This window comes from Marinobacter nauticus ATCC 49840 (assembly GCF_000284615.1).
GTDB classification, from domain to species: Bacteria; Pseudomonadota; Gammaproteobacteria; order Pseudomonadales; family Oleiphilaceae; genus Marinobacter; species Marinobacter nauticus.
The window spans coordinates 842892-867075 of record NC_017067.1 but is presented as its reverse complement, the minus strand read 5'-3'; the positions used below and the strand labels follow the sequence as shown (position 1 = coordinate 867075).

At 59.7% G+C, this 24184-nt stretch carries 25 protein-coding genes; 12 read left to right on the top strand and 13 right to left on the bottom strand.

Annotated elements, in window-relative coordinates; translation table 11 throughout:
* Positions 1 to 86: 86 nt before the first annotated feature.
* The 3 genes from MARHY_RS03970 to MARHY_RS03960 are packed head-to-tail and all read left to right on the top strand — an operon-like array spanning position 87 to position 3552.
* Positions 87 to 1109, top strand: a complete 1023-nt coding sequence (locus tag MARHY_RS03970; RefSeq protein WP_014420660.1) for a GGDEF domain-containing protein — start codon at positions 87 to 89, stop codon at positions 1107 to 1109.
* On the top strand, positions 1106 to 2104 hold the full coding sequence (locus MARHY_RS03965) for a GGDEF domain-containing protein (RefSeq protein WP_014420659.1): 999 nt from the start codon (positions 1106 to 1108) through the stop codon (positions 2102 to 2104). Before MARHY_RS03970 ends, MARHY_RS03965 begins: the two co-directional genes overlap by 4 nt.
* Complete coding sequence (locus tag MARHY_RS03960) at positions 2101 to 3552, top strand: bifunctional DedA family/phosphatase PAP2 family protein (protein ID WP_014420658.1); 1452 nt, start codon at positions 2101 to 2103, stop codon at positions 3550 to 3552. The genes MARHY_RS03965 and MARHY_RS03960 overlap by 4 nt, the downstream gene beginning before the upstream one ends.
* A gap of 3 nt (positions 3553 to 3555) precedes the next feature.
* On the opposite strand, the gene MARHY_RS03955 is transcribed toward MARHY_RS03960, so the two are convergent.
* On the bottom strand, positions 3556 to 4137 hold the full coding sequence (locus tag MARHY_RS03955) for an LON peptidase substrate-binding domain-containing protein (protein WP_014420657.1): 582 nt from the start codon (positions 4135 to 4137) through the stop codon (positions 3556 to 3558).
* A 44-nt stretch (positions 4138 to 4181) separates the two neighbouring features.
* Positions 4182 to 5435 (bottom strand): HDOD domain-containing protein, encoded by a 1254-nt coding sequence (locus MARHY_RS03950; protein WP_014420656.1) that lies wholly within the window; start codon positions 5433 to 5435, stop codon positions 4182 to 4184.
* Between the two features lie 153 nt (positions 5436 to 5588).
* Here MARHY_RS03950 and ilvD point away from each other — a divergent pair, with 153 nt between their 5' ends.
* The gene (gene ilvD, locus MARHY_RS03945; RefSeq protein ID WP_014420655.1) at positions 5589 to 7424 is read left to right on the top strand and encodes a dihydroxy-acid dehydratase; all 1836 of its coding nucleotides are present in this window, start codon (positions 5589 to 5591) and stop codon (positions 7422 to 7424) included.
* A 66-nt stretch (positions 7425 to 7490) separates the two neighbouring features.
* On the opposite strand, the gene MARHY_RS03940 is transcribed toward ilvD, so the two are convergent.
* Both MARHY_RS03940 and MARHY_RS03935 read right to left on the bottom strand, forming a co-directional pair.
* Positions 7491 to 7901 carry a peptidoglycan-binding domain-containing protein gene (locus tag MARHY_RS03940; RefSeq protein WP_011785883.1) on the bottom strand — a complete coding sequence of 137 codons (411 nt, stop codon included), beginning with the start codon at positions 7899 to 7901 and terminating at the stop codon, positions 7491 to 7493.
* A 107-nt stretch (positions 7902 to 8008) separates the two neighbouring features.
* Positions 8009 to 9100: an AI-2E family transporter gene (locus tag MARHY_RS03935; RefSeq protein ID WP_014420654.1), complete on the bottom strand. Its 1092-nt coding sequence runs from the start codon at positions 9098 to 9100 to the stop codon at positions 8009 to 8011.
* Between the two features lie 129 nt (positions 9101 to 9229).
* Between MARHY_RS03935 and MARHY_RS03930 the strand changes: the two genes are divergently transcribed.
* The 3 genes from MARHY_RS03930 (at position 9230) to MARHY_RS03920 (ending at position 10949) form a co-directional block, all read left to right on the top strand.
* Entirely contained in the window at positions 9230 to 9580 is a 351-nt protein-coding gene (locus tag MARHY_RS03930) for a hypothetical protein (RefSeq protein WP_014420653.1), read from the top strand.
* A 98-nt stretch (positions 9581 to 9678) separates the two neighbouring features.
* The gene (locus MARHY_RS03925) at positions 9679 to 9927 is read left to right on the top strand and encodes a hypothetical protein (protein ID WP_011785886.1); all 249 of its coding nucleotides are present in this window, start codon (positions 9679 to 9681) and stop codon (positions 9925 to 9927) included.
* Positions 9928 to 10049: 122 nt separating this feature from the next.
* A complete protein-coding gene (locus tag MARHY_RS03920) occupies positions 10050 to 10949 on the top strand; it encodes a haloalkane dehalogenase (RefSeq protein WP_014420652.1) in 900 nt (299 codons plus the stop codon).
* A gap of 18 nt (positions 10950 to 10967) precedes the next feature.
* On the opposite strand, the gene MARHY_RS03915 is transcribed toward MARHY_RS03920, so the two are convergent.
* On the bottom strand, positions 10968 to 11756 hold the full coding sequence (locus MARHY_RS03915) for an acyl-CoA thioesterase (protein WP_014420651.1): 789 nt from the start codon (positions 11754 to 11756) through the stop codon (positions 10968 to 10970).
* A 198-nt stretch (positions 11757 to 11954) separates the two neighbouring features.
* Between MARHY_RS03915 and MARHY_RS03910 the strand changes: the two genes are divergently transcribed.
* Positions 11955 to 13481 carry a DEAD/DEAH box helicase gene (locus MARHY_RS03910; protein WP_022991977.1) on the top strand — a complete coding sequence of 509 codons (1527 nt, stop codon included), beginning with the start codon at positions 11955 to 11957 and terminating at the stop codon, positions 13479 to 13481.
* A gap of 19 nt (positions 13482 to 13500) precedes the next feature.
* On the opposite strand, the gene MARHY_RS03905 is transcribed toward MARHY_RS03910, so the two are convergent.
* Genes MARHY_RS03905 through MARHY_RS03890 form a run of 4 tightly spaced genes read right to left on the bottom strand, consistent with a single transcriptional unit; the run spans position 13501 to position 16463 of the window.
* Positions 13501 to 14016: a dihydrofolate reductase gene (locus MARHY_RS03905; RefSeq protein WP_014420650.1), complete on the bottom strand. Its 516-nt coding sequence runs from the start codon at positions 14014 to 14016 to the stop codon at positions 13501 to 13503.
* A 14-nt stretch (positions 14017 to 14030) separates the two neighbouring features.
* Entirely contained in the window at positions 14031 to 14870 is an 840-nt protein-coding gene (locus tag MARHY_RS03900) for a thymidylate synthase (RefSeq protein WP_014420649.1), read from the bottom strand.
* Positions 14867 to 15655 carry a prolipoprotein diacylglyceryl transferase gene (lgt, locus tag MARHY_RS03895; protein WP_014420648.1) on the bottom strand — a complete coding sequence of 263 codons (789 nt, stop codon included), beginning with the start codon at positions 15653 to 15655 and terminating at the stop codon, positions 14867 to 14869. The genes MARHY_RS03900 and lgt overlap by 4 nt, the downstream gene beginning before the upstream one ends.
* Before the next feature lie 10 nt (positions 15656 to 15665).
* Entirely contained in the window at positions 15666 to 16463 is a 798-nt protein-coding gene (locus MARHY_RS03890) for a sulfite exporter TauE/SafE family protein (RefSeq protein ID WP_011785893.1), read from the bottom strand.
* 92 nt (positions 16464 to 16555) lie between these two features.
* Between MARHY_RS03890 and MARHY_RS03885 the strand changes: the two genes are divergently transcribed.
* From MARHY_RS03885 to dxs, 4 genes are all read left to right on the top strand, one after another.
* Positions 16556 to 17329, top strand: a complete 774-nt coding sequence (locus MARHY_RS03885; protein ID WP_014420647.1) for an NRDE family protein — start codon at positions 16556 to 16558, stop codon at positions 17327 to 17329.
* A gap of 58 nt (positions 17330 to 17387) precedes the next feature.
* Entirely contained in the window at positions 17388 to 17645 is a 258-nt protein-coding gene (locus MARHY_RS03880; protein WP_011785895.1) for an exodeoxyribonuclease VII small subunit, read from the top strand.
* The gene (ispA, locus tag MARHY_RS03875) at positions 17645 to 18541 is read left to right on the top strand and encodes a (2E,6E)-farnesyl diphosphate synthase (RefSeq protein ID WP_014420646.1); all 897 of its coding nucleotides are present in this window, start codon (positions 17645 to 17647) and stop codon (positions 18539 to 18541) included. The genes MARHY_RS03880 and ispA overlap by 1 nt, the downstream gene beginning before the upstream one ends.
* Positions 18542 to 18661: 120 nt before the next feature.
* Positions 18662 to 20593: a 1-deoxy-D-xylulose-5-phosphate synthase gene (dxs, locus tag MARHY_RS03870; protein WP_014420645.1), complete on the top strand. Its 1932-nt coding sequence runs from the start codon at positions 18662 to 18664 to the stop codon at positions 20591 to 20593.
* Between the two features lie 43 nt (positions 20594 to 20636).
* On the opposite strand, the gene ribA is transcribed toward dxs, so the two are convergent.
* The 4 genes from ribA to argJ all read right to left on the bottom strand — a co-directional run bounded on the left by ribA (position 20637) and on the right by argJ (position 24138).
* Complete coding sequence (gene ribA, locus MARHY_RS03865) at positions 20637 to 21248, bottom strand: GTP cyclohydrolase II (RefSeq protein ID WP_014420644.1); 612 nt, start codon at positions 21246 to 21248, stop codon at positions 20637 to 20639.
* 132 nt (positions 21249 to 21380) lie between these two features.
* Complete coding sequence (gene moaC / locus MARHY_RS03860) at positions 21381 to 21863, bottom strand: cyclic pyranopterin monophosphate synthase MoaC (RefSeq protein WP_014420643.1); 483 nt, start codon at positions 21861 to 21863, stop codon at positions 21381 to 21383.
* Positions 21864 to 21950: 87 nt separating this feature from the next.
* Entirely contained in the window at positions 21951 to 22940 is a 990-nt protein-coding gene (locus MARHY_RS03855; RefSeq protein ID WP_014420642.1) for a Nudix family hydrolase, read from the bottom strand.
* The gene (argJ, locus tag MARHY_RS03850) at positions 22921 to 24138 is read right to left on the bottom strand and encodes a bifunctional glutamate N-acetyltransferase/amino-acid acetyltransferase ArgJ (protein WP_011785901.1); all 1218 of its coding nucleotides are present in this window, start codon (positions 24136 to 24138) and stop codon (positions 22921 to 22923) included. Before argJ ends, MARHY_RS03855 begins: the two co-directional genes overlap by 20 nt.
* Between the last annotated feature and the right edge of the window lie 46 nt (positions 24139 to 24184).

Genomic DNA, 24184 nt, shown 5'->3' with positions numbered 1-24184 from the left:
ACCTTTCCCGTTTCAAGTCCGCACCCCAAACGACTATTATAGCGCTGCACAGGTTCAAATGGATGCGCCAGCAAAGGACAGACTCAATGCCCCAAACCGCCGAAAAATTTCTTCCCGGCAAGTTTTCCCGCAGCGGGTTTATTGCCTTTGGCCTGACCACCGGGCTCTGTCTGTTCATGGGGGAACTGCTGGCGGCAGTGGCAGCTGCAGCTGCGGCTGGTCTTTGCCTTGCGGGCACCCATCAGGGCAAAACACATCAAAATGCCCCCTGGCCACAATTACGGGCATTCTTTCTGACAGCCCTGGTTCTGGCGCTGGTATCGGCCATCTGGCTGGGCCCCTGGCCACTCAGCCACTGGCTCTATGCCCTACCGCTGGTACTGTTTGCCATGGCGCCGGTCTATCTGGCCGCCATTGTTACTGTTATCTTCATTTTCCTGGTGCTGGCCGGCACCCAGTGGGCGATAGCCCTCCCGGACAGGCACCAGATGATGACTGCACTGGTACTGACCACGCTCCTCGGAGCCATTCTGGTGTTCATGCGCGAGTACAAATCCCGGCAGCTTGCGCCCCTGCGCCGTACCGATGAGCTTACCCAGGCAGCCAGCCGGGAATACCTGTCAGCCGACCTGCACAAAGAAATACAACGCAGCGAACGGGAAGGCACCAACATGTCGGTGATGATGATCGGGCTGGATACTCACCTGAGCGACGTCGATCCGGACGAAGACATTCGTGCGATTCTGCCACGCATCGGCCGCTACCTGCACTCCCAGCTTCGGGATTTCGATACCTACTACCGGGTGGCCGACCTTCAGTTTCTGGTGATTCTCCCCGGCGCCAATACTGCCGAGGCTGCCCGAACAGCAGAACAGGTTCGCCGCGGCCTGTGCACGCTGATGGATTCGCACGGCCTGAAGCTTACGGTCAGTACCGGCGTGGCCGGGCTCAACATCGGCGACGATGCCGACAGCCTGCAACAGAGCGTTGCCAACGCCCTGCGGCGTGCCCAACAGCAGGGTGGTAACCGGACCCAGACCTACAGCAACCCGGTTCCCCCGGAGGCCAGCGGACTGACTGAACCTTCCGGCAGGGAGGCAGCGCAATGACCGAGACCCGACTCCGAACCTGGACCCACGCCTTTGGCTACGGCCTGGCGGCGCTGTTCACCGCCGCGCTGGCACTGCAGAACCTGCGTTACGGCTTTTACCAGCTGTTCTATCTGGCCCTGGCCATGACCGCCTTACTGGTTGCCGGCCTGGTCTACACCTGGCTATGCCGTCGCCAGCAGCTTTCCGCACCCGGCCACCTGGTCATTCTCGCCGGCCTTAACAGTGGCCTGGTTGCAGCGGTACTGACAATGGATGCCCCGGGCATCAGCCACTGGGCCATGCCTTTGCTTTCTCTGAACCTGCTGATTCTGCCCCTGCGGCATGGGCTAATGCTCTCAGCGATGCTACTGGTGCCGGTGCTGGTTGTCGCCTGGCTGTCGACACCCATAGACACAGCCCTGATGACGACAGCCGGCCTTATAGCACTTCTGGCAGTGACCGCCCTGTATATCTGGCACTATGACCACATGGCGCAATCGGCCCAAGATCTTGCCATTACCGACCCCGCCACCGGAGCCCATAACGCGCGTTTTCTGGATGAGACACTGCAGAAGGAAATCAGTCGTGCCATTGCCACCGGCCACCCATTGTCGGTGATCAGCCTGAACATCGACCATGCCGACGAAATTCGCGACCTGCACGGTAAGGCCGGCCTGCAAACGCTGCTGCGCGACGTCACAGGCACCCTGTTTGAAATCATCCGGGCCGGGGATTCGCTCTACAGTATCAACGGATCGGAGTTCTTCCTGATCCTGCCGTTTACGCCGGAGGAAGGGGTACGGGTCATTGCAGAGCGCATTCGCAGGACCCTCAGTGAACATGACTGGGCCCAGGTTGGCAAAATATCGGTCAGCCTCGGCTGCACCACCCGGGGCAACGGCGACACCAGCACCCATTCATTGCGTGACCGCGCCGTCACCGCCATGCTCGAAGCCAGGAAGCGAGGAGCGGATTCTGCCTGGTTCAGCCCGGGAGAGCCCGTCAAGGCATGACCGCGACCTGGCTCACTGACGTTACTTCCTGGGTAGCCGCCAATCCGGGCTGGCTGATTGCCGCCCTGTTCCTGACCGCGCTGATAGAATCGCTGGCGGTTGCCGGCATTATCATACCTGGAGTGGCTTTATTGTTCGCATTTGCCGCGCTTGCCGGCAAGAGCGGCCTGCCCTTGTCCGACGCCCTGCTGTGGGCCGGCCTTGGTGCCGTGGCAGGGGATGCGATCAGCTTCGCCATCGGCCGACTGCTCAAGGGGCGCCTGGATACCGTCTGGCCATTCAGTCGATACCCGGGGCTCATTGCCCGCGGAGAGCGCTTTTTTCGCGCCCACGGGGGAAAGAGCGTGGTCATCGGCCGTTTTGTTGGGCCGATACGCCCGGTCATTCCCCTGATTGCCGGTGCGCTGACCATGTCCTGGCAGCGTTTTCTCACCTTCAATCTGCTATCAGCCGCGGGCTGGGCCCTGGTGTATGTCCTGCCGGGATTTTTCGTAGGCTCGGCCATGGGCAGCGAGATCAAACCCCCACCCCATTTCTATCTGGTACTTGCGGTCAGTGGTGCGGCACTGGTGGTTGTCTATCTGATTGTTTTGCGGATTCGGCTCGGTGTTGGTGAAGGGAGCTGGCTCTATCAATGGCTGGAATCCCGGATGGGTCAATACGACGCAACACACCGGTTCTGGCGCCTGTACAGCAATGAGCGGCCGGCTCAGCAGGGGGAATTTCCTCTGCCCTCTCTGCTAATGACGGCCTCCTCGCTCGCATTGTTTCTTGGGGTCGCGCAATTGGTCGGAGTCAGTGATGAGCTGGCCTCTATGAACCAGCAAGTGCTGCAGTGGTTCAGCGCTCTGCGCCAACCCCTGCTGGATTTTCCCATGGTAGCACTCACTTTGCTGGGCGATCCCCCGGTCCTGTTCGCTGCCGCCGTGATTGCCGTTTTGTTGCTGGCGTTCCGGGGCTACTACGCAGCCGCCATTCATATTGCCAGTGCCGCAGCCATCACCGGGATCAGCGTTTGGCTGCTGAAAGCGGGCATCGGCATCAGCCGGCCAGATCAGGTGCTCTCGGCACCAAGCTCCGGCGCGTTCCCCAGCGGGCATACGGCCGGTATGACCGTTCTGGTTACCCTGGCCGCCAGCTTCGTCGCCGGCGAAAACCGCAAACACCAGCGCTGGCAACATTACCTGTTTCTGTCACTACCCTTGCTACCGGTAGCGCTGAGCCGACTGTATCTCGGCGTGCACTGGTTCACGGATGTGCTTGGAGGCCTGTTTCTGGGGCTCGCGATCACCGGTGCGACACGGGCCAGTTACAGCCGATACGACAGGGTGGCGCTGAGCCCGGACAGCTTGACCTGGGCCGCTGGTATCGGCTGGCTGGTTTTCGTGGCCATGTACATGATGGGTAACTGGGAAACAGCCGTGGTGAGTTACGCACCCCAGCTATAATTGTCAGCCGCCCTGCTCCAGCGCTTCCAGCAACTGCTGCAGTCGGTCAAGCCGTTCAAGCGGATCCTGCAATTCCGCCAGCCGCTGTTTTTCCTGCTTATCCAGCGGCAGCAATTCGGTCAGCCTCCAGCCAATATGGCGGGCATCGTCATAATCCACATCCATTTCCAGATCCTTGACCACCGGATGCCGGAACAGTGCCCGCAAAACCGAGGGCAACTCATGGTAGCGTTCCGGCACATCGCTCTCGGCCTCGGCAATCAGGCACTCCACATCGCCGACATTGAGGCCATCCTCCTGCTGCCAGCTACGGACGACGGAAACCTTGCAATCTCCCTCAACGGTGATACCCAGCAAACCGTTATCCAGTTGCTGGAAGTCGATGATCCGGACGTAGGTACCCATGTCGTAGAACGAGGCCCGGGCTTCGGTCTCGGCACCTTCTCGCAACAAAACCACCACAAAGCCGCGATCTTCCTTCAGGCAACGGGTGAGCATGTCGATATAACGGGGCTCGAACAGCTGCAGGGGGATTCGCCCCCCGGGGAGTATGATTGAATTCAATGGAAACAGCGGTACGTTCATAAGTTTTTCAGTCACTACTGGCCAGGCTCCTGCTGCGGCTTGGTCTATCGAATCGAAAGAAGCTTCTGCACTTCATCCACCCGTTCCCGGGCCTCACTCAGCAGTTGCAGACTTCTGGAAGCATTCAATTCCAACTCGCCCAGCCGGCGCCATGCCGGCACCTGATCAAAGGCTGGAAGCCCCTCATTCTGGCTGGAGCCAATCATCGAATGCAGTTGGGCAACAATCACCACATCAACCAGTTGGGGCGCAGTTTCCCGGCACTCATGATGCCAGTCTTCCGCATGACGCACCGCCTCCACGAAGGCTTTCGGGAACGCCCAGTTCTCAAGTACCGCACACCCGACATCGGCGCGGAGTTCGTCGATGGCATGGTGCAGGTTTCTGTCATCGGCGAACAGATTGACGTGGTGCTCGGCCTGCACCAGTACAGGAACCACCCCGATATCATGCAGCAACCCCGCCAGTAAGGCTTCCTCAGGATCAATGCGTGTGGCGTGGTCCGCCAACACCCAGCACAGCGCCGCCACCTCCCGGGAATGGCGCCATAGCTGCTCCATTTCTTTCTGCAATGGCGCCCGACGGGTCTTGAACACCTCGCGCATGGCGAACACCGTCACTAATTGCCGGGTGGTTCGCATGCCCAGACGAACCACGGCCTCACGCACATTGCGCACATCGCTGAAACCGCGATAGAGCGGACTGTTGCAGGAACGTACCAGCTTGGCCGCCATGGCCGGGTCTGCCGACACCGCAGAAGCGACCTCGGTGGCCGACGAGTCCTCCCGGTCCACCACCCGCCGGACTTTCCAGGCCACATCCGGCACACTCGGCAGCTGGACCTGATTGGACCGCAGCTCAGAGTAGAACTCCATCAACAGATGGTGCTCTTCGCTCTGATCTTCGTCGTGATCGGACGAGTCCATTTCCACCTGGGAAATGGGCGCCGCCCTCAGCATCTGGTTCAGCACTTCCTGCTCGATCACCAGAAACTCGCAGGGTTTGACCGCAGTAACGTCATACATCCGGGGCTGCAGACGGGCTACTGGATTGAGAGCTTTGTCGGTCTCAGCCTCAATGGTCGACTTACGACCATCAACCGATTGCAGCTCCACGGCGCCGGAAATCAGAAAATAATCCAGACCATCCCGAACGCCCCGTTCCATGACCCTCTGCCCTGGTCCGTGGGTTCTGCGCTCAGCCCGGCTGGCCAACAACACAAGCTGATCGTCAGTCAGACGGCCCAAAGGCTGAAAACTTTTAAGACGACGTAATGGCAGGCTTTCCTGGCCGCCCATAGGCAGACTCCCCTGAACTGCTGGATAATAAACGGGCATCACATGTTACGTATTGTAATCACCACTCGGGAAAACAGCCATGCGAGCGGCGTCGAATCTGTTATCCTCTGGTCTTTCACTTTATCCGATAACCTAGGGAGAGAACCGCCTACCATGCCCCAGTATCGTTCCCACACTTCTACCGCCGGCCGCAATATGGCCGGTGCCCGCGCCCTTTGGCGTGCCACCGGCATGAAGAACGAGGACTTCGGCAAACCCATCATCGCCGTTGCCAACTCCTTTACCCAGTTTGTGCCCGGGCACGTTCACCTGAAAGACCTGGGCCAGCTGGTTTGCCGCGAGATCGAAGCGGCCGGCGGTGTTGCCAAAGAGTTCAACACCATTGCTGTGGATGATGGTATCGCCATGGGGCACGATGGCATGCTTTACTCCCTGCCGTCGCGGGAAATCATCGCCGACTCGGTGGAATACATGGTCAACGCCCACTGCGCCGATGCTCTGGTTTGCATCTCCAATTGCGACAAGATTACCCCGGGTATGCTAATGGCCGCGATGCGCCTGAACATTCCCACCATTTTTGTTTCCGGCGGCCCGATGGAAGCCGGAAAAACCAAGCTATCTGAACACAAGCTCGACCTGGTGGATGCCATGGTCATCGCCGCCGATCCAACGGCGACCGATGAGATGGTCGAGGAATACGAACGCAGCGCTTGCCCCACGTGCGGTTCCTGCTCCGGCATGTTCACCGCCAATTCCATGAACTGTCTGACCGAAGCCATCGGCCTGGCCCTGCCCGGTAATGGCTCCATGCTGGCCACCCATGCCGACCGGGAACAGTTGTTCCTGAAAGCCGGTCGTCAGATTGTGGAGAATGCCAAACGCTATTACGAGCAGAACGATGCCAGCGTTCTGCCGCGCAGCATCGCCTCTGTGGAAGCATTCGAGAACGCCATGACCATGGACATTGCCATGGGCGGCTCCACCAACACTATCCTGCACCTGTTGGCTGCAGCCCAGGAAGGCGGTGTTGAATTCTCCATGGCCGATATCGATCGCTTGTCCCGCAAGGTTCCGCAGCTGTGCAAGGTCGCTCCCAACTCCCCCAAGTACCACATGGAAGACGTGCACCGCGCCGGCGGCATCATGGGCATTCTGGGTGAACTGGAGCGCGGCGGACTGATCAACGTTGACCTGCCCACGACTCACAGCAAAACCATGCGCGAAGCCCTGGAAACCTGGGACATCATGCGCTCACCAACACCTGAAGTGATCGAATTCTACAAAGCCGGCCCCGCCGGCATTCCGACTCAGACAGCCTTCAGCCAGAGCACCCGCTGGCCAAGCCTCGATGGCGACCGTGAAGACGGCTGCATCCGCTCCGTGGAACACGCTTATTCTTCAGAAGGCGGTCTGGCCGTACTGTATGGCAATATCGCCCAGGATGGCTGCGTAGTGAAAACCGCGGGCGTTGATGAAAGCATCTACGTCTTCGAGGGCAAGGCCCGGGTCTTCGAAAGCCAGGATTCCGCCGTAGCGGGCATTCTGGGTGACGAGGTCAAAGCCGGTGATGTGGTGATCATTCGCTACGAAGGGCCCAAAGGCGGTCCAGGAATGCAGGAAATGCTCTACCCGACCAGCTACCTTAAATCCAAGGGGCTGGGCAAGGACTGTGCACTGCTGACTGACGGCCGGTTCTCCGGCGGCACGTCAGGGCTCTCCATCGGCCATGCTTCGCCGGAAGCTGCTGCCGGTGGCGCGATTGGACTGATTGAGGATGGCGATACCATTTTGATCGACATCCCCAACCGATCTATCAATGTTCAGGTCAGTAAGGAAGAACTGGCACAGCGACGGGAAGCACGCGACGCCAGGGGCTGGAAACCGGAGCTACCGAGAGACCGGAAGGTATCCGCCGCCCTCAAAGCCTACGCATTGCTGGCCACCAGTGCCGATAAAGGTGCGGTTCGGGATTTGAGCAAGCTGGACTGAGTCTGGACCACAAAAAAGCCCGCTAGGTATTTTCCTGGCGGGCTTTTTTTATCCGGGGCCTGGCGTTTACCAGAGCGACCAGCCACCATCTTCGTCTTCTTCGATGGTGTCATCGGCAGAAGACTCGGTCTCAGCCGGAGCCGATTCCGCCGGTGCCGCCTGCGCAGTTGCGGCCGGTGCAGACTGGCCTGCATCAGCGGCCGCCTGCTGCACGGTGATCAACCCCAGAGCCCGCTCGGTTTCCTCGTTCAGGATACCGGTTGCCTCAAGGCCGTTGTCCTTCTGGAAGCGGGTCAGTTCCGCCCGGGTTTTGTCATCCATGCTCGGGCTGACATTGGTGATGTCGTAACCGGCGCCATAAAGCGCGTGCTTGAGCGCGACCACTTCATTGGCCTGGGCAACGGGTGCCAGACCCAGCAGGGCGACCGTTCCGACCGCCAGCGCCGTCCTGCCGATATGACGGGTGACTGTTTTCATGGTTCTCACCTGATCTACTCCTGGATATCTCTGTGACATCTGCTGTTCTGTTTTTATAGTGTGGCGCCTTCCTCTACGTATCAGCGCTCCATAGACCATAACATAATTTAATCTTCGCGGGCCGGACCATTCTCGGGATTTGACGGATCGGCATAGTGATACTGGCCAAATTCACGGATAAAAATGCCCCAGAACGCCATGAAAAGCGCCGCCACCAGCGGACCCATGACAAAACCATTGATGCCGAACATAACAATGCCGCCCAGGGTGGACAAAAGCACGAGATAGTCCGGCATTTTGGTGTCCCGCCCTACCAGCACAGGCCGGAGCAGGTTATCCGCCAGACCAATCACCACCACCCCATAGGCGGTCAGAATGATGGCCGACACAATGTCCCCCACGGCAGCCAGATAGATGGCCGCCGGCACCCAGACAATCGCAGCCCCGACGGCTGGCAGCAATGAGACGATGGCCATGACCACCCCCCACAGCAAGGCTCCGGTAATGCCCAGTATCCAGAAGATTACGCCACCGAGCGCACCCTGAATGATGGCGATCAGCAGGTTACCCTTGACCGTGGCACGGGTGACTTCCGCGAATTTGGCAAACAACAGGCGCTCACGCTCATCACCCAGCGGCAAGGCGCGAATCATCAACTCTATCAGTTTCTGGCCATCGCGGATCAGGAAAAAGGCCAGGTAAACCATCAGAGCCAGCCCCAGAAAGAACTGAAAGGTGTTCTGCCCTATGCCCAGGGCCTGCTTGGCCAGGAACTGGCTCCCCCCCAGAAAGGCATTAACGGCGCGGTCCCTCAGATCCGCAAAGTTGATGTCAAACTGGGCCAGAAAGGCCTGGATGGCAGGAAACGACTGGTTAACCTGATCAATGTATTCCCCCGGCCGGATCTCTCCGGCCTGGATCTTCTGGTAGATCCCCATACCTTCCGCAATCAGCGCCGCGCCCAGTACCAGCACCGGAATCACCACGATCACCATACACACGAACAGTGTTATCAGGGCGTTAAGTGTCGGCCGGTCGCCCAGTCGCCGTACCAGCAACAGCTGCACCGGATGGAAAATAAGAGCAATGGCCACCGCCCAGAAGATCGGGCCAAAGAACGGCTTCATCAACAGAATGAACGCAAGCGACACACCGAGCAGCATCGCCAGAAAAGTCCGTGTTTCAAGTTTTGCGTACATAGTTAAACAATTCCTGTCCAGAACATGCCCACCGGGCCGATAGGGAAAGCAGACTACCACGATAGCGTGGCCAGTGTAGTGGGGTTCGCGTTATAGTGGTCGGTTATCGATCAGCCAACAATACAGGTTATGTGGTTGGAAGCAGACAACTTTACCGTGGAGAGCGCTCTGGAGGCGGCACTGGAACTGCAGAAAGTGCTGGCAGCCCGAACCCATCGTCGCAAGGTGATGGGCCAGGAGGTACTCGTGCCCGGCCAGTTGGGCGAGGCCCTGCACCTGCCCAGAACCATCAGCCGCCTGAGTGGCAAGCAGCAACGATTGCGGGATCGCGGCCTGGAGGATTTCCAGGAGCTCTGGCCCACGCTGTCTGAATACACTCGCCAACGGGTTCTGGACGGACTTGGCTGGTACGACCCCAAGCAACTCGACTGGGAGGACAAGCGCTCCAACCGCCGGCCGTTGGTCGATCCTGACGCCTGATACGTACAACTGCGGAAGCCGAAGTGCAGGGCCCAGGCCCGGACTGACTTTGAAGTGTCACACTTCGCCCTTACTGTGATCTGATCAGGAGGATAACTATGACAGACAACAACCATTACACTGCCATCCTGGCCCAGGGGAGCGCCGTGCCCACCCTGTTGTGCGGGCATTGCCATTCCATTCTCTCCCGCGCCAGAATTTTCCGTAACCAGGGCGACGCCCATCAGGCCATTGAGTGCAACACCATCGGCCTGTGCTCCGCGGACGATTGCGGCGCGGTGAACTGCTGCGACGAGGCTCTGGCCCAGGTGGAAAACCCAGAACGCCTGTTTGACATCGCATCCTGATTCAAACTGGCAACGCTCTGTTACGCAACTCAAACACACAAAATTCCCATCTGATTTATCCTGACCTTCGACGATTGTCGTACCGATAATCACGCAACCACTCAGTCAGGACAGTCGATGGCATGCGTATTCTGAGAACCGACGAAGCCCGCTTCGCAGGCCTCCCGGATTACCCCTTTTCAGCACACTATCTGGATGTTGAGCCAGGTCTTCGGATGCACTATGTAGACGAAGGGCCCGCCCACGCAGACCCAGTGGTGATGCTTCACGGGGAGCCATCCTGGTCCTATCTCTACCGGCACATGATTCCGCTTGTCGCCGAAGCGGGCCATCGGGTGCTGGCGCCCGATCTGATTGGTTTTGGCAAGTCAGACAAACCCGCCGATGTCAGCGACTACAGTTATGACAGCCACATGCGCTGGCTGACCCACTGGCTTGAAACACTGGACCTGACCAACGTCACGCTGGTGTGTCAGAACTGGGGCTCACTGCTGGGATTAAGGCTGGCGGCAGAGCATCATCGTCGGTTCAGCCGGATCATTGTCGGCAACGGCATGCTGCCAACGGGGGACACCCGGGTACCGGCCGTCTTCAGACTCTGGAAGGCGTTTGCCAGCCATAGCCCCTGGTTTCCGATAGGCCGGATTGTCCAGCTTGGTACCGAACGGTCACTAAGCCCGGCCGAAATAGCCGCCTACGAGGCGCCCTTCCCGACACCGGATTACAAAGCCGGTGCCCGGGCGTTCCCGGCACTGGTGCCAACCTCACCCAACGACCCGGCCAGCGCCGCCAACCGGGAAGCCTGGCGCGTGCTGGAAAAATGGCGCAAACCCTTTATCACCTGCTTCAGCAGCGGCGACCCGATTACCCGGGGTGGCGACCGTTATATGCAGCGGCGAATCCCCGGAGCCTTCGGCCAGCCCCATATCACCCTCAACGGCGGACATTTCCTGCAGGAAGATTCCCCCCGACAGTTTGCCCGGGTCATTCTGGACGCGCTCAAAGCCGAGATGGCGGCCTGATAGCCAGGCCCGCCTCACTCAGCCGAAGACTGTAACCGTTTGCCGGCTCAGGGCCACCAGTTCACCGGCCGGAGTCCAGATACCAGCATGAGTGTGACCATATCCGGCGCCAGCCTGGTCGATGGTTGCCCGGTACAGCAGCCAGTCATCCGGCTTCATGGCAGGCCGGGGATGGACAATCTCCAGCGCCCAGCTCAGGGAACTGGCTGGCGCCGGCCCCTTGAGATGCGGCAACAGCGCCGGTGGCCAGGCATCTACCAGAGCAACAATGTGGGCGTCGGTCATAGTCTCCGGGGCTTCCCGGAACTTCATCCAGCCCCCCATTTCGCGCCCGCCCTTACCGGAGAATGGCATATGGCCAAACGCCCAGCGCATTTCGATATGACGGGTAAACTCCGGCGTCACTTTCGGGATATACGGAAGTGACTGACATTGCTCTACCGGCACCGCTTCCGGCGCCGATGTCGGCGCCACTCGGACAGCAGACTCACGGTCTCCCCCGAAACTGGCCAGACAGACAAGGCGGGGCTCGCCATTCTGAAGGATCCGTCCCTGGACCTGGGATACTGCCTTGCCTTCACGCAGGACTTCGGCCTCAACACGGGCCGGCACATCCGGCTCTACGGGGCCGACAAAAGACACCTGAAGAGCCCGCATGGCGCGATCATCCGCCACTTTTGATGCCATCACCTCAAACACCAGGGCCGCGACCAGGCCGCCGAACGTGGCACGTCCCTGGCCCCAGTCTGACGGTATCACCACTTCGCAGTTATTCCGGACATCACCGAGAAGGTCATCGAACGTCATTTGTTTTAGATCCTGTTCATTAGCCTGCAAACCGGTAAGACTGCACCACTTGTCGAAGCCTGACAATAGGCCGGCCCCGGCAACTACCTATCGATTGCCTGGCAATAGTCGTATAAAAACCACCCCAAACAGACTATAATGCGCCAAAATCATGCATTGCCTTTGCAGTGCGATACCCTCCGAATACCGAGTACATTCATGTCAGAATTGTCTTTTGCCGAACTGGGGCTGGATCCAGCAGTACTGGAAGCCGTCTCCGCCGTTGGCTATGAAACCCCGTCGCCCATCCAGGCGCAATCCATCCCTGCTCTGCTGGCCGGCAACCACCTGTTGGGCGTCGCCCAGACAGGCACCGGCAAGACCGCAGCCTTCGCCCTGCCATTGCTGAGCCGGATTGATGCTAACGTGGCCGAGCCACAGATTCTGGTGCTGGCCCCTACCCGGGAGCTGGCGATTCAGGTCGCGGAAGCGTTCACCACCTACGCCAGCAAGTTCCGCAATTTTCATGTTCTGCCAATTTACGGTGGCCAGGATTTCTCACCACAGATTCGCGGCCTCAAGCGTGGCGCCCAGGTTATTGTGGGCACACCTGGCCGCATGCTCGACCATCTGCGCAAGGGCACCCTGAAGCTCGACGGCCTGAAGGCACTGGTGCTGGACGAAGCCGACGAAATGCTGCGCATGGGCTTCATTGATGACGTGGAAGCCATCCTGGCGAAGACGCCGGACACCTGCCAGCGCGCGCTCTTCTCGGCCACCATGCCGCCACAGATCAAGAAGGTTGCGCAGACTTACCTGAAAAACGCTACCGAAGTAAGAATCGAGAGCGAAACCCGCACGGTTGAACGCATCGCTCAGTTCGTGCTGCCGGTCTACGCCGAGCGCAAGCTGGATGCGCTGACCCGCATTCTGGAAGTTGAGCCATTTGACGCCTCGATCATTTTCGTGCGCACCAAGGCCGAAACTACCATGCTGGCAGAGAAGCTGTCCGCACGCGGCCACGCTGTGGCGCCCCTGAGCGGCGACCTGAACCAGCGTCAGCGCGAACAGACCGTTGAAGATCTCAAGCGTGGCAAAAAAGATATCATCATTGCCACCGATGTCGCCGCCCGTGGTCTGGACGTACCCCGGATTACCCACGTTATCAACTACGATGTGCCCTACGACACCGAGGCCTACATCCACCGGGTTGGCCGTACCGGCCGTGCCGGTCGCACCGGCAAGGCTATCCTGCTGGTGACTCCGCGTGAGCGCAGCTGGCTGCGCACTCTGGAGCGGGCCACCAACTCCCCGATGGAACCGTACCAGCTGCCGTCACCTGCCGCCCTGCAGAAAATGCGGGTAGAACAGTTTGAGGCGCAGCTGCTGGGCTTCACCGACGATCCTCGCGCCGCCAAGGCCATCGCCCTGCTGGATGAGATCGCCGAACGTAACGACATGGACATGGCCGCCATCGCTGGCGCCATGGCCTGCTTGCTGGAAGCCTCCCAGCCGGATTCTCTGCCACTGGAACAACCGGAAGCACTGCCCGAGATTTCCGCCGCGCCTCGCCGGGATCGCAAAGGCCCGCCTCCGGGCAAAGGCGGCTTCCGCAAAGGCGGCCCTGGCAAGAAGTTCAGCAAGGATGGCAAACCCGGCTTCCGCAAGAGCGGGCCGAAAGGTGGCAAGCCCGCCGGCAAGGGCGGCAAGCCTGCAGGAAAAGGCCCCAAGCGCGCGCCGCGCTGAGGCCTGATTGGCTAGCCGGTCATTCTGACCGGCTACGCTGGTATACGACAAAGCTGTAGTCGTAAGGATTGTTGTCAGACGCAGAAAAATCTTCGCGCCCGATCTCTTCCCACTCGTCCCAGTTCACTTCCGGAAAGAAGGCATCTCCGTCCACCTCTGCGTGCACCTGGGTGATGTATATCCGGTCAACCATTGGCAGCGCTTCGGCATAGATCTGGCCTCCGCCAATAATCATCACTTCATCACCACCTTCCAACTCCGCCTGGGCTTCGGCTTTCACCAACGCTTCGTTCAGCGACGCTGCGGCAACGGTTCCGGCTGGCGCCTGCCATTCCGGATTTCTGGAAATCACCACGTTCATCCGCCCGGGCAAAGGCCGGCCGATGGAGTCCCAGGTCTTTCTACCCATGATAATGGGCTTGCCCATGGTGGCCTGCTTGAAGTAGCGCAGATCACCTGGCAGATACCAGGGCAGCTTGTTATTCCGGCCGATCACCCGGTTTCGGGCCATAGCTACGATAAGGGCCTTGCGCATAACGGGTTCCTTGCTCAAATCGCTATAGGGGCTTTGATCACGGGGTACGGGTCGTAACCTTCGAACTCGAAATCTTCCAGCTCGTAGTCAAAGATGGATTCCGGTTTACGTTTGATGACCAGCTTCGGCAACGCACGGGGCTCACGCCTGAGCTGTTCGAATACGATATCGTCCGTCAGGTGATTCCGGTAAAGATGACAATCACCAAATGTGTGCACAAACTCCCCCACATCCAGATCACACTGCTGCGCAATCATATGGGTCAGCAAGGCATAGGACGCAATATTGAAGGGCACGCCCAGGAACAGGTCGGCGCTGCGCTGATAGAGCTGGCAAGACAACTTGCCGTCGGCGACATAGAACTGAAACAGACAGTGGCAAGGCGCCAGGGCCATGCGCCCCTCCCGCACGTTATCCTGCGGACTGATGGACTCATCCGGCAGCTCGGCCGGATTCCAGGCGGAGACGATCAGGCGCCGGGAGTTGGGCTTGGTGCGAATCTGCTCGATCACCTCGCTGATCTGGTCAATCACGCGGCCGTCGTGGCATTGCCAGCTGCGCCACTGCTTGCCGTAGATCGGACCGAGATCGCCGTTTTCCAGTGCCCACTCATTCCAGATGCTGACTTTGCGTTCTGTCAGCCAGGTGTTGTCGGTGGAACCCTTGAGGAACCACAAGAGTTCATAAATGATGCTGCGCAGGTGGACCTTCTTGGTCGTCACCAGCGGGAAACCGTCCTGCAGATTGAAACGCATCTGGCGGCCGAACACCGAGCGGGTGCCCACGCCGGTGCGATCACCTTTGTCGAATCCGTTATCGACAACATCCTGCATCAGATCGAGATAGGCTTTCATTGGACGTTTCTCCGATAAGCAAGGAACATCAGGGCGGCGCCGGCGGCAATCATCGGTGCAGAGAGCACCTGCCCCATCGTCAGCCAGTCAAAGGCCAGGTAACCCAACTGTGGATCTGGCTGGCGAACGAACTCCACCAGGAAACGGAAGATGCCATAGCACACCAGAAACAGGCCGGACACTGCCATTTTCGGGCGGGGCCTTGAGGAGAACCACCAGAGAATCACGAACAGGAGTACGCCTTCCAGCGCGAACTGATATAACTGCGACGGGTGCCTGGCAAGGGTGTCTGGCGCCTGCGGAAAGACCATGCCCCAGGCTACGTCTGTCGGTTTGCCCCAGAGTTCGCCGTTTATGAAATTTCCGATTCGCCCGGCACCCAGCCCGACCGGGACCAAGGGCGCGACAAAATCGGCGATTTTCCAGAACCCGGCTCCGGTTTTTCGGCCATACCACCACATGGCCAGCATTACCCCCAGCAACCCGCCATGGAAAGACATACCGCCTTCCCAGACCCGGAGCAACCAGAGCGGGTCCGCTATAAAGGCATCGAAGTTGTAAAACACTACATAGCCAAAGCGGCCACCGAGGATCACACCCAGGGCCATATAGAACAGCAGATCACCCACCTGCTCTTCCTGCAGTGGCGACCAGGGCTTGCGGGACCGAAGACGGCCCAGCCACCAGCCGGCGGCAAACCCGACCAGATAGGTCAGGCCATACCAGTGAATTTTCAACGGCCCAAGGGCGATCGCCACCGGGTCAAACTGTGGATGTTGCAGCATGAATGCTCTCTCAGCTCAGAAGAAACCGTAAACCAACCAGAACCAGCATAATGGCAAAGATGCGCTTGAGCAGACGCCCATCCAGACGATGGGCCAGCCCGGCGCCGATTCGTGCAAAGAACACACTGGTGGCAACCACACCCACCAACGCCGGCAGGTAGATAAAACCAAGACTCAGCTCGGGCAGATCGGGATCCTGCCAGCCGGTCCAGACATTGGCCAGGGCGCCCGCAATTGCAATCGGGAAGCCGCAAGCAGCCGAAGTCGCCACCGCCTGCTGCATTTTGACGTTGCACCAGCTCAAATAGGGTACGGTCAGAGTGCCACCACCAATACCGAAGATGGCCGATGCCCAGCCAATGATACCGCCGGCTGCCCCGAGCCCCGTGGTGCCTGGAACATCCCGCCCCGGCTTCGGATTGACCTCAAGAATCATCTTCAGTGCCACCAGAATGACGAACACCCCGATAATGGTTTCCAGCACCGGGCCACTCAGCATCGCAGCTGTCCAGGCACCAAGCACAGCGCCAACCACAATACCAAAAGTCATGGGGCGAAACAGATCCCAGCGTACTGCGCCATGCTGGTGGTGGGTACGTATGGAACTGATGGAGGTAAAGACAATGGTGGCCAGAGACGTCCCCACAGCAAGATGGGCTGCAATCTCCGGGCTGATCCCCTGCAGCCCGAAACTGAAGATCAGTACCGGCACAATCACCAGACCGCCACCAATGCCAAACAGACCGGCCATGGTGCCTGCCAATGCGCCCAATAAAAGATACAGTACGATGATGCCTATCATGCTCATGGTTACAGACCACCCCGGCTCAGATCAGGCTGGTATGATACGCAGGAATGCCAGCAACTTCAGCCCACGCATCCAAGGAATTCCGTTCACCCATGTGCCTAATTGCTTTTGCCATCGGCCAGAACCCCCGCTTTCCCCTGGTGGTTGCTGCCAACCGGGATGAATTCTTCCGCCGTCCCACGGCCGCCATGGACTGGTGGCAGGCCGACAGCGGTCAGCATCTGCTGGCCGGGAGAGACCTGGCTTCTGGCGGCACCTGGCTGGCCATCAGCGCGAACGGTCAGGTTGCCGCTGTCACCAATGTGCGGGAGGGTAGCCCGGAAACCGGTCGCTCCAGCCGCGGCGAGCTGCCCGTTCGTGCCCTGGCTGAACCCGCCAGCGTATTGGGCGCTGCTCTGAACAGCGAACCCGATCGGTACGCCGGATTTAACCTGGTGTCTCTGACAGAACGCGGCGGCTGGTATTACAGCAACCGCGACGCGCACCCCGGGCGCCAACTCTTCCGAGGCAGCTTTGGTCTTAGCAATCATCTTTTACAGACACCCTGGCCGAAACTGCTGCGCCTGAGAAAGGCCTTTGCCACCGTGGTTGAAGCTGCGAGCCACCGTACCGAGGACTTGCACAACCAACTCCTGCCTTTGCTTCAGGACACCAGCCCGGCGCCCGACGCCATGCTTCCCGATACTGGCGTAGGCATTGAGACCGAACGATTTCTATCGTCACCGTTCATTGTCGGCAGTGACTACGGCACACGGGCCACTACCATCGTCACACTGGACGCACAGGGCGAAGTCAGGGTGACAGAACAATCCTGGGGACCCAATGCCCAGGCCCTGGAAAAACGGCAATTCAGCTGGCAGCGATAGCAAACCGACTCTGTTATAATCCGCGCAATTTCCGAAACACCCGACCGGAGGTCGCCCCATGGCCGGCGAGAACACCAGCAGCGCTTCCATAGCCGACTTTGAGAAATCCCTGAACGAACTGGAACAACTGGTTCGTGACCTGGAACAGGGCGAACTGTCCCTGGAACAATCACTGGCGGCTTTCGAGCGCGGCGTCAAGCTGACACGGGAGTGCCAGAGTGCCCTGAAATCCGCCGAACAGCGGGTCGAGCAGCTGGTGCAGAACAGTGACGGCACACTGGAAACCCGGCCTTTCTCAGCAGACGACGAGCAGTGATGGACCATCGCATCCGCCAGGCGGAGGCCTATCTGGACCAGTGCCGCCAACAGGTTGATCGGGAGCTGGACCGCTGCCTTGCCCGCCACGCCACCTCAGAACGGCTCCAGGAAACCATGCGTTACAGCGTTCTGGGCGGCGGCAAACGAGTGCGTCCGGCCCTGTGCATGGCTGCCGCCCGAGCCATGGGCAGCGACGAAAGCACGGCCCTGGCGCCAGCCTGCGCTCTGGAACTGATTCACGCCTATTCCCTGGTCCACGATGACTTGCCGGCCATGGACGATGACGATCTCCGCAGGGGCCGACCGACCGCTCACATTGCCTTTGACGAAGCTTCGGCCATTCTGGCCGGGGACGCGTTGCAAACACTGGCATTTGCGTTGCTGTCCGATGCGCCGGCGTTGTCAGATCGACAACGCGTGACCATGATCTCGGAGCTGGCCCGGGCCAGCGGTCATCAAGGCATGGTTGGCGGTCAGGCCATTGATCTGGAATCCGTGGGGCGACAGCTGAGCGTGGCGCAACTGGAAGCCATGCACCGGCACAAAACTGGCGCCCTGATCGAAGCCAGTGTTCGCCTGGGCGCACTAACCTCTGAAACCGTGACCGAGTGCCAGTTGAGCAACCTGACGGATTACGCCAGCGCACTGGGGCTCGCGTTTCAGGTGCAGGACGATCTTCTGGATATTGAGGGCGACACCGAGGTCATCGGAAAACGCCAGGGCTCTGATGCCGCCAGGGCAAAACCCACGTATCCGGCATTACTGGGTATCGAGGGAGCTCGCCAGCACCTGGCCAGACTGCTTGATGAAGCTCTGAGCGCACTGGAGAGCTTCGACTCGGAAGCCGACACCCTGAGGGCCATGGCTGACTACGTGGTGGCACGCAGCCACTGAACCATTTCAAGGCCAAGCATCACCATTTTGTAACAACTGGCCCGGGATGTATGAAACCGGGCCGCCTGTTCCCTTATAATGCCAGCCATAGAACCCACATTCCGATAAAGACCCGAGCTGATGCAGGACACATACATTTTCAGGGAAATCCCGTCGCAGCGACCCAATACGCCGTTGCTCGACCGGATAGACGTGCCATCCCAGCTGCGTGAACTGCCAGCGGAGGACTTGCCCCGGCTGGCCAGGGAATTGCGAGCGTTCTTGCTGTGGTCAGTGGGCCAGACCGGTGGTCATTTCGGCGCTGGCCTTGGCGTGCTCGAACTGACGGTGGCCCTGCACTACGTTTTCAATACCCCCGAAGACCGGCTGGTATGGGACGTCGGCCACCAGGCCTATCCCCACAAGATTCTGACCGGTCGCAAGGAACAAATGGGCAGCATTCGCCGTAAAGGAGGCCTGGCCGGCTTCCCGAAACGGGCAGAGAGCGAGTACGACACCTTCGGCGTAGGTCATTCGAGCACATCCATCAGCGCGGCACTGGGCATGGCAATCGCCGCCCGGATGCAGAACACCGGCCGCAAGAGCATTGCCGTTATCGGGGATGGTGCCATGACCGCGGGTATGGCCTTTGAAGCCCTGAATCATGCCGGACACCTTCATGCCGACATGCTGGTGGTGCTGAACGACAACGACATGTCGATTTCACGCAACGTCGGCGGGCTTTCCAACTATTTCGCCAAGCTGCTCTCCAGCCGTACCTACAATCAGGTGCGCGACAGCAGCAAGAAGGTGCTCAAAGGCACTCCTCACCTGATGGCCCTGGCAAAGAAAACCGAAGAACATTTCAAGGGTATGATTGCGCCCGGCACGCTGTTTGAGGAGCTGGGGTTCAACTATATTGGCCCCATCGACGGCCACGACCTGCCCTTGCTGGTGGAAACCCTGGAGAACATCCGTGAGCTGGAAGGCCCGCAGTTCCTGCACGTGGTCACAACCAAAGGCAAAGGTTTTGCCCCTGCCGAAGCGGACCCGATTGGCTACCATGCCATCAACAAGATTGAACCGGTGCCCGCCAGCAAGCCGGAACCGGTGAAGCCGAAACCGGCCAGCCCGAAATACGCCAACGTCTTCGGGCAGTGGCTATGCGATGCCGCCGAACAGGACAGCCGGGTAGCCGGAATTACCCCCGCCATGTGCGAGGGTTCAGACCTGCTGGCCTTTTCAGAGCGTTTCCCGGATCGCTATTTTGATGTCGCCATTGCCGAGCAGCATGCCGTCACCCTGGCGGCAGGTCTGGCTTGCGATGGAGCCAAGCCGGTCGTGGCCATTTACTCAACATTCCTGCAGCGAGCCTATGACCAGTTGGTACACGATGTCGCCATCCAGAACCTGGATGTCCTGTTTGCCATTGATCGTGCGGGCCTGGTCGGCGAGGACGGCCCCACCCACGCTGGCGCCTTCGACATCAGCTATCTACGCTGCATTCCCAACATGCTGGTGATGACGCCGTCGGACGAAAACGAAACCCGGCAGCTACTGCACACCGGCCTTGAATACAGCGGCCCGGCTGCCGTTCGCTACCCCCGGGGTACCGGACCTGGGGCCGAAATCCAGCAGCAACTCACCCCACTGCCCATCGGCAAGGGCCGGCGCGTACGCGACGGTAGCGGTATTGCCATCCTTAATTTCGGCACTCTGTTGGCGCCGGGACTGGAGGCAGCAGAAGCCTTGGGCGCCACGGTCGCCGACATGCGCTTCGTCAAGCCTCTGGATGAGGCCCTGGTACTGGAACTGGCGGAAACCCACGACCTGCTGGTCACCCTGGAAGAAAACGTTATTGCCGGTGGCGCGGGCAGCGCGGTGACGGAATTCCTGAATGCCCGCCAGGTTTCCATGCCGGTATTACAACTGGGACTGCCGGACGCGTTCGTTGAACACGGTCAGCATAAGGAATTACTGCGGGACTGTGGGCTGGATACCGAAGGCATTCTTCGCAGCATTGCCACGCGAATGGAGCAGCTCGGATACCCGACAGTGGTGGCGGCTAAATAACTCGGGAACGAAGGCGGATCACAACTGATCCGCCAGAGGTCGGTCAGACCGGGTCGTCATCCTGGTGGGTTTCCAGCCAATGGCCCAGTTTGCTCTGCTTGGTATTCAGGTAGTGCTCGTTATGCGGATTGCGGCCCACATGCAGAGGCACGCGCTCGGCAATGTTGATGCCGTAGGATTCCAGCGCCTTCACCTTGCGCGGATTGTTGGTCATCAATCGCAGGCTTTTGATGCCCAGGTGCTCAAGCATGTCCTTGCACATGCTGTAATCCCGGAGATCTGCGCCAAAGCCCAGACGCTCATTCGCTTCCACGGTGTCGGCGCCCTGGTCCTGCAGACGGTAGGCCCGGATCTTGTTCAGCAATCCGATACCGCGGCCTTCCTGACGCAAGTACATCAGAATACCCCGACCCTCCCGGGCGATACTGCGCAACGCTTCTTCCAGCTGATAACCACAGTCACAACGCATGCTGTACAGGGCATCACCCGTCAGACACTCTGAGTGGGTTCGTGCCAGCAGTGGTTCTGCGCTATCAATGTCCCCCAACGTCAGCGCCACATGCTCCTTCCCGGTGTCCGGCTCCTCAAAGCCGTGCATATCAAACACACCAAAGGGGGTGGGCAAACGGCAGGTTTCAATGTAACGAACAGCCACTGTGTTTCCTCGTGGTTCGGACAAATTGGGCGGGCATTCTATCATGCGGCTGCTTGCCTGGCGTAGTGTCGACACAGTTCCCCTCCGGATTATGCAGTACCCGAAAGGTTACGGTCGCCGCCAGGCTTCAGATCATTGCTCCCGGGCCTGCCAGTGGCCGGAGCGGCCGCCTTTCTTTTCCAGCAGACGCAGATTATCGATCACCATACCTTTGTCGACCGCCTTACACATATCGTAAATGGTCAGGGCGGCCACACTCGCGGCCGTCAGCGCTTCCATTTCAACACCGGTCTGACCGGCCAGTTTGCACCGGGTCTCGATCGCCACGGAGGCGCCATCATCGCCAGCCCTCAGTTCGACTTTCACGGAGGTCAGGTTAAGCGCATGGCACAGGGGAATCAGGTCGTGGGTTCGTTTCGCAGCCATGATGCCTGCTATCCTGGCCGTCGCCAGCACATCCCCCTTGGGGTGCTCACCTTCCAGGATCATTCTCAGGGTTTCCGGAGCCATCCGGACACAGGCCTCGGCGCTGGCCTCGCGTTCCGTCACCGCTTTGTCGGTGACATCCACCATTCGGGCTTCACCCTTGTCATCCAGATGGGTCAGTTTTGTCACAGAAAACTCCGATTGATCTGTTGAAGAGGTTACTTTGGCATGGCCCGGGCCTGGTTGGAATCCGTAATCGCCCCGGGCCACAGATGGCTACCACCAGAAACCGATACCAGCCACGCCCTGGCCACCAAGCGCGCGGGCCCGGAACTGGTGCTCAGGTCCGAGACCTCCGATACCGTAAACCGGCACATTTGCCGTTGCCGCCAACGCCTGAAAAGCAGCCCACCCGATTCCGGGCTGCCCCGGATGGCTGGGCGTCTCCAGCACATTACCCAGGACCACGTAATCCGCCTCCAGGCGCTCTGCATGGCGCAATTGCTCAGCACTATGGCAAGACACACCCAACCAGTAATCGTCGCTGACAGGGCGCTCTGAATGCTGCTGCGCCTCGCGCCAAGGCAGGTGAACGCCCTGGACATCTGGAACGGCCCGACACAGGTCTGCCGTCCCATGCAGAATCAACCCGACGCCCCTTTCCCGGCACCCGCCCAGAGCCGCTGCGGCCAGCTCAAGGTACGCAGCCCCGGAGAGGGTCGGAGCGCGAAGCACCACCAGTGAATCCGGCTGCCCCCGGTCGAGAGCGGCACCGAGTCTGGCCAGGCCTGCCGGCGCATCCTCAATTGTTCCGGTAACCGCCAGCCGATGGGGCAATCGCAGCGCCCTGATGATGGGCCGGTTAGCGGCAGGAAACTCTTCGTCCTTGAGCGCCTCAGGAGCCAGCCAGCTGACCGGCTGACCTTCTTTCCCCTCTGGCTCGCCCTGAGCCGAGTGGCTTGACCAGACATCAAGAAACACACACTTGTCGCCGTAGTCGTGACGTATGCCAATCACCGGCTCCAGGCTGTCCTCAGTCAGAACCAGCCCGGTCTCTTCGGCGATTTCCCGACACAGTGCCTGCTGGACGGTTTCTCCGGGCTCGACCTTACCACCCGGAAACTCCAGCAAACCGCCCTGATGGGCTTTGTCCGGGCGCCTTGCAATCAGGACACGACCATCGCGAACGATCACGCCCACCGCTACATGAACAGTCTTACGGTTAGCCGAAAGACCCTCGACAGACTCAGGTACGGTATTCGGCATTGATGGTCACGTAATCATGGGAAAAATCACAGGTCCAGACCGTTTCTCGGACATTGCCCCGCTTCAGGTCAATAGCAATGGTGATCTCTTCCTGATCCATCACCGCCTGGCCCCGAGCCTCGGAGTAGTCGTCGGCTCGGCCACCGTTGCGCACCAGGCAGACATCGCCCAGGTAAATTTCAAGGGCATTGAGGTCCAGATTCTCCACACCGGCACGACCAACGGCCGCCAGGATACGCCCCCAGTTCGGGTCTGACGCGAACAGGGCGGTTTTCACCAGCGGGGAGTGCGCCACGGTATAGGCTACATCAAGCGCTTCTTGCTGGCTGGCTGCGCCGCTGACATCAATGGTGACGAATTTGGTAGCCCCCTCGCCATCCCGGACAATGGCGTGGGCCAGTTCCAGGTATACGTCCTGCAAGGCCGCCCGCAGTTCCGGCAGCAGCGGGCTGTCGGCGGTAATCTCAGGCCCGCCATACTGGCCACTGGCCATCAGCATGCAGGCATCGTTGGTGGAGGTGTCGCCGTCAATGGTAATGCGGTTGAACGACTTCTCGCCGAGCTCAGAAGCCAGCGTTTGCAGTACCTCCGGCGCAAGACGGGCATCGGTAGCGATGAAGCCGAGCATGGTGGCCATGTTGGGGCGAATCATGCCCGCGCCCTTGCTGATTCCGGAAATGGTCACCCGATGGCCATCCAGATCCAGCTGCCGCGACGCGCCTTTAGGGCGGGTATCGGTGGTCATGATGCCGGATGCCGCCTCTGCCCAGCGGTCTTCCCGGGTGTCGGCCAAAGCCTCTGGCAGTGCACTGACGATCTTGGCGACCGGCAATGGCTCTCCAATCACCCCGGTAGAGAACGGCAATACCTGGCTGGCAGAAATGCCCGCTTCTTTCGCCAGCGCCTCGCAGCAGGCCGCGGCGTCCGTCAGGCCCCGTTCGCCGGTACCGGCGTTGGCATTGCCGGTATTGATCAACAGATATCGAGGAGCATCCTGGGACAGGTGGCGGCGACTAAGGACCACTGGGGCCGCACAGAACTGGTTGCGGGTAAAAATACCCGCTACCCGGGTTTCCGGCGCCAGCTCAAACACCACGATGTCTTTTCTGCCGGGCTTTTTGATCCCCGCACTGGCTATGCCCAGCTTGATTCCCGCCACCGGGAAGAAATCGGGTAAGGTTCCTGGACCTACCGCCATGCCTGTCTCCTTGAATTTTCCTGATCTTCAAACGACAGAACCCGCA

What these genes read in the sequence shown, in the direction of transcription:
- MARHY_RS03910 (WP_022991977.1), top strand. Translation starts at nt 11,955, where the DNA reads ATGTCAGAATTGTCTTTTGCCGAACTGGGGCTGGATCCAGCAGTACTG.
- MARHY_RS03880 (WP_011785895.1), top strand. Translation starts at nt 17,388, where the DNA reads ATGGCCGGCGAGAACACCAGCAGCGCTTCCATAGCCGACTTTGAGAAA.
- MARHY_RS03900 (WP_014420649.1), bottom strand. Translation starts at nt 14,870, where the DNA reads ATGAAAGCCTATCTCGATCTGATGCAGGATGTTGTCGATAACGGATTC.
- ilvD (WP_014420655.1), top strand. Translation starts at nt 5,589, where the DNA reads ATGCCCCAGTATCGTTCCCACACTTCTACCGCCGGCCGCAATATGGCC.
- MARHY_RS03915 (WP_014420651.1), bottom strand. Translation starts at nt 11,756, where the DNA reads ATGACGTTCGATGACCTTCTCGGTGATGTCCGGAATAACTGCGAAGTG.
- MARHY_RS03965 (WP_014420659.1), top strand. Translation starts at nt 1,106, where the DNA reads ATGACCGAGACCCGACTCCGAACCTGGACCCACGCCTTTGGCTACGGC.
- ispA (WP_014420646.1), top strand. Translation starts at nt 17,645, where the DNA reads ATGGACCATCGCATCCGCCAGGCGGAGGCCTATCTGGACCAGTGCCGC.
- MARHY_RS03885 (WP_014420647.1), top strand. Translation starts at nt 16,556, where the DNA reads ATGTGCCTAATTGCTTTTGCCATCGGCCAGAACCCCCGCTTTCCCCTG.
- MARHY_RS03855 (WP_014420642.1), bottom strand. Translation starts at nt 22,940, where the DNA reads ATGCCGAATACCGTACCTGAGTCTGTCGAGGGTCTTTCGGCTAACCGT.
- dxs (WP_014420645.1), top strand. Translation starts at nt 18,662, where the DNA reads ATGCAGGACACATACATTTTCAGGGAAATCCCGTCGCAGCGACCCAAT.
- MARHY_RS03960 (WP_014420658.1), top strand. Translation starts at nt 2,101, where the DNA reads ATGACCGCGACCTGGCTCACTGACGTTACTTCCTGGGTAGCCGCCAAT.
- MARHY_RS03950 (WP_014420656.1), bottom strand. Translation starts at nt 5,435, where the DNA reads ATGGGCGGCCAGGAAAGCCTGCCATTACGTCGTCTTAAAAGTTTTCAG.
- MARHY_RS03925 (WP_011785886.1), top strand. Translation starts at nt 9,679, where the DNA reads ATGACAGACAACAACCATTACACTGCCATCCTGGCCCAGGGGAGCGCC.
- MARHY_RS03920 (WP_014420652.1), top strand. Translation starts at nt 10,050, where the DNA reads ATGCGTATTCTGAGAACCGACGAAGCCCGCTTCGCAGGCCTCCCGGAT.
- MARHY_RS03935 (WP_014420654.1), bottom strand. Translation starts at nt 9,100, where the DNA reads ATGTACGCAAAACTTGAAACACGGACTTTTCTGGCGATGCTGCTCGGT.
- MARHY_RS03905 (WP_014420650.1), bottom strand. Translation starts at nt 14,016, where the DNA reads ATGCGCAAGGCCCTTATCGTAGCTATGGCCCGAAACCGGGTGATCGGC.
- MARHY_RS03890 (WP_011785893.1), bottom strand. Translation starts at nt 16,463, where the DNA reads ATGAGCATGATAGGCATCATCGTACTGTATCTTTTATTGGGCGCATTG.
- MARHY_RS03930 (WP_014420653.1), top strand. Translation starts at nt 9,230, where the DNA reads ATGTGGTTGGAAGCAGACAACTTTACCGTGGAGAGCGCTCTGGAGGCG.
- MARHY_RS03970 (WP_014420660.1), top strand. Translation starts at nt 87, where the DNA reads ATGCCCCAAACCGCCGAAAAATTTCTTCCCGGCAAGTTTTCCCGCAGC.
- lgt (WP_014420648.1), bottom strand. Translation starts at nt 15,655, where the DNA reads ATGCTGCAACATCCACAGTTTGACCCGGTGGCGATCGCCCTTGGGCCG.
- argJ (WP_011785901.1), bottom strand. Translation starts at nt 24,138, where the DNA reads ATGGCGGTAGGTCCAGGAACCTTACCCGATTTCTTCCCGGTGGCGGGA.
- MARHY_RS03955 (WP_014420657.1), bottom strand. Translation starts at nt 4,137, where the DNA reads ATGAACGTACCGCTGTTTCCATTGAATTCAATCATACTCCCCGGGGGG.
- MARHY_RS03940 (WP_011785883.1), bottom strand. Translation starts at nt 7,901, where the DNA reads ATGAAAACAGTCACCCGTCATATCGGCAGGACGGCGCTGGCGGTCGGA.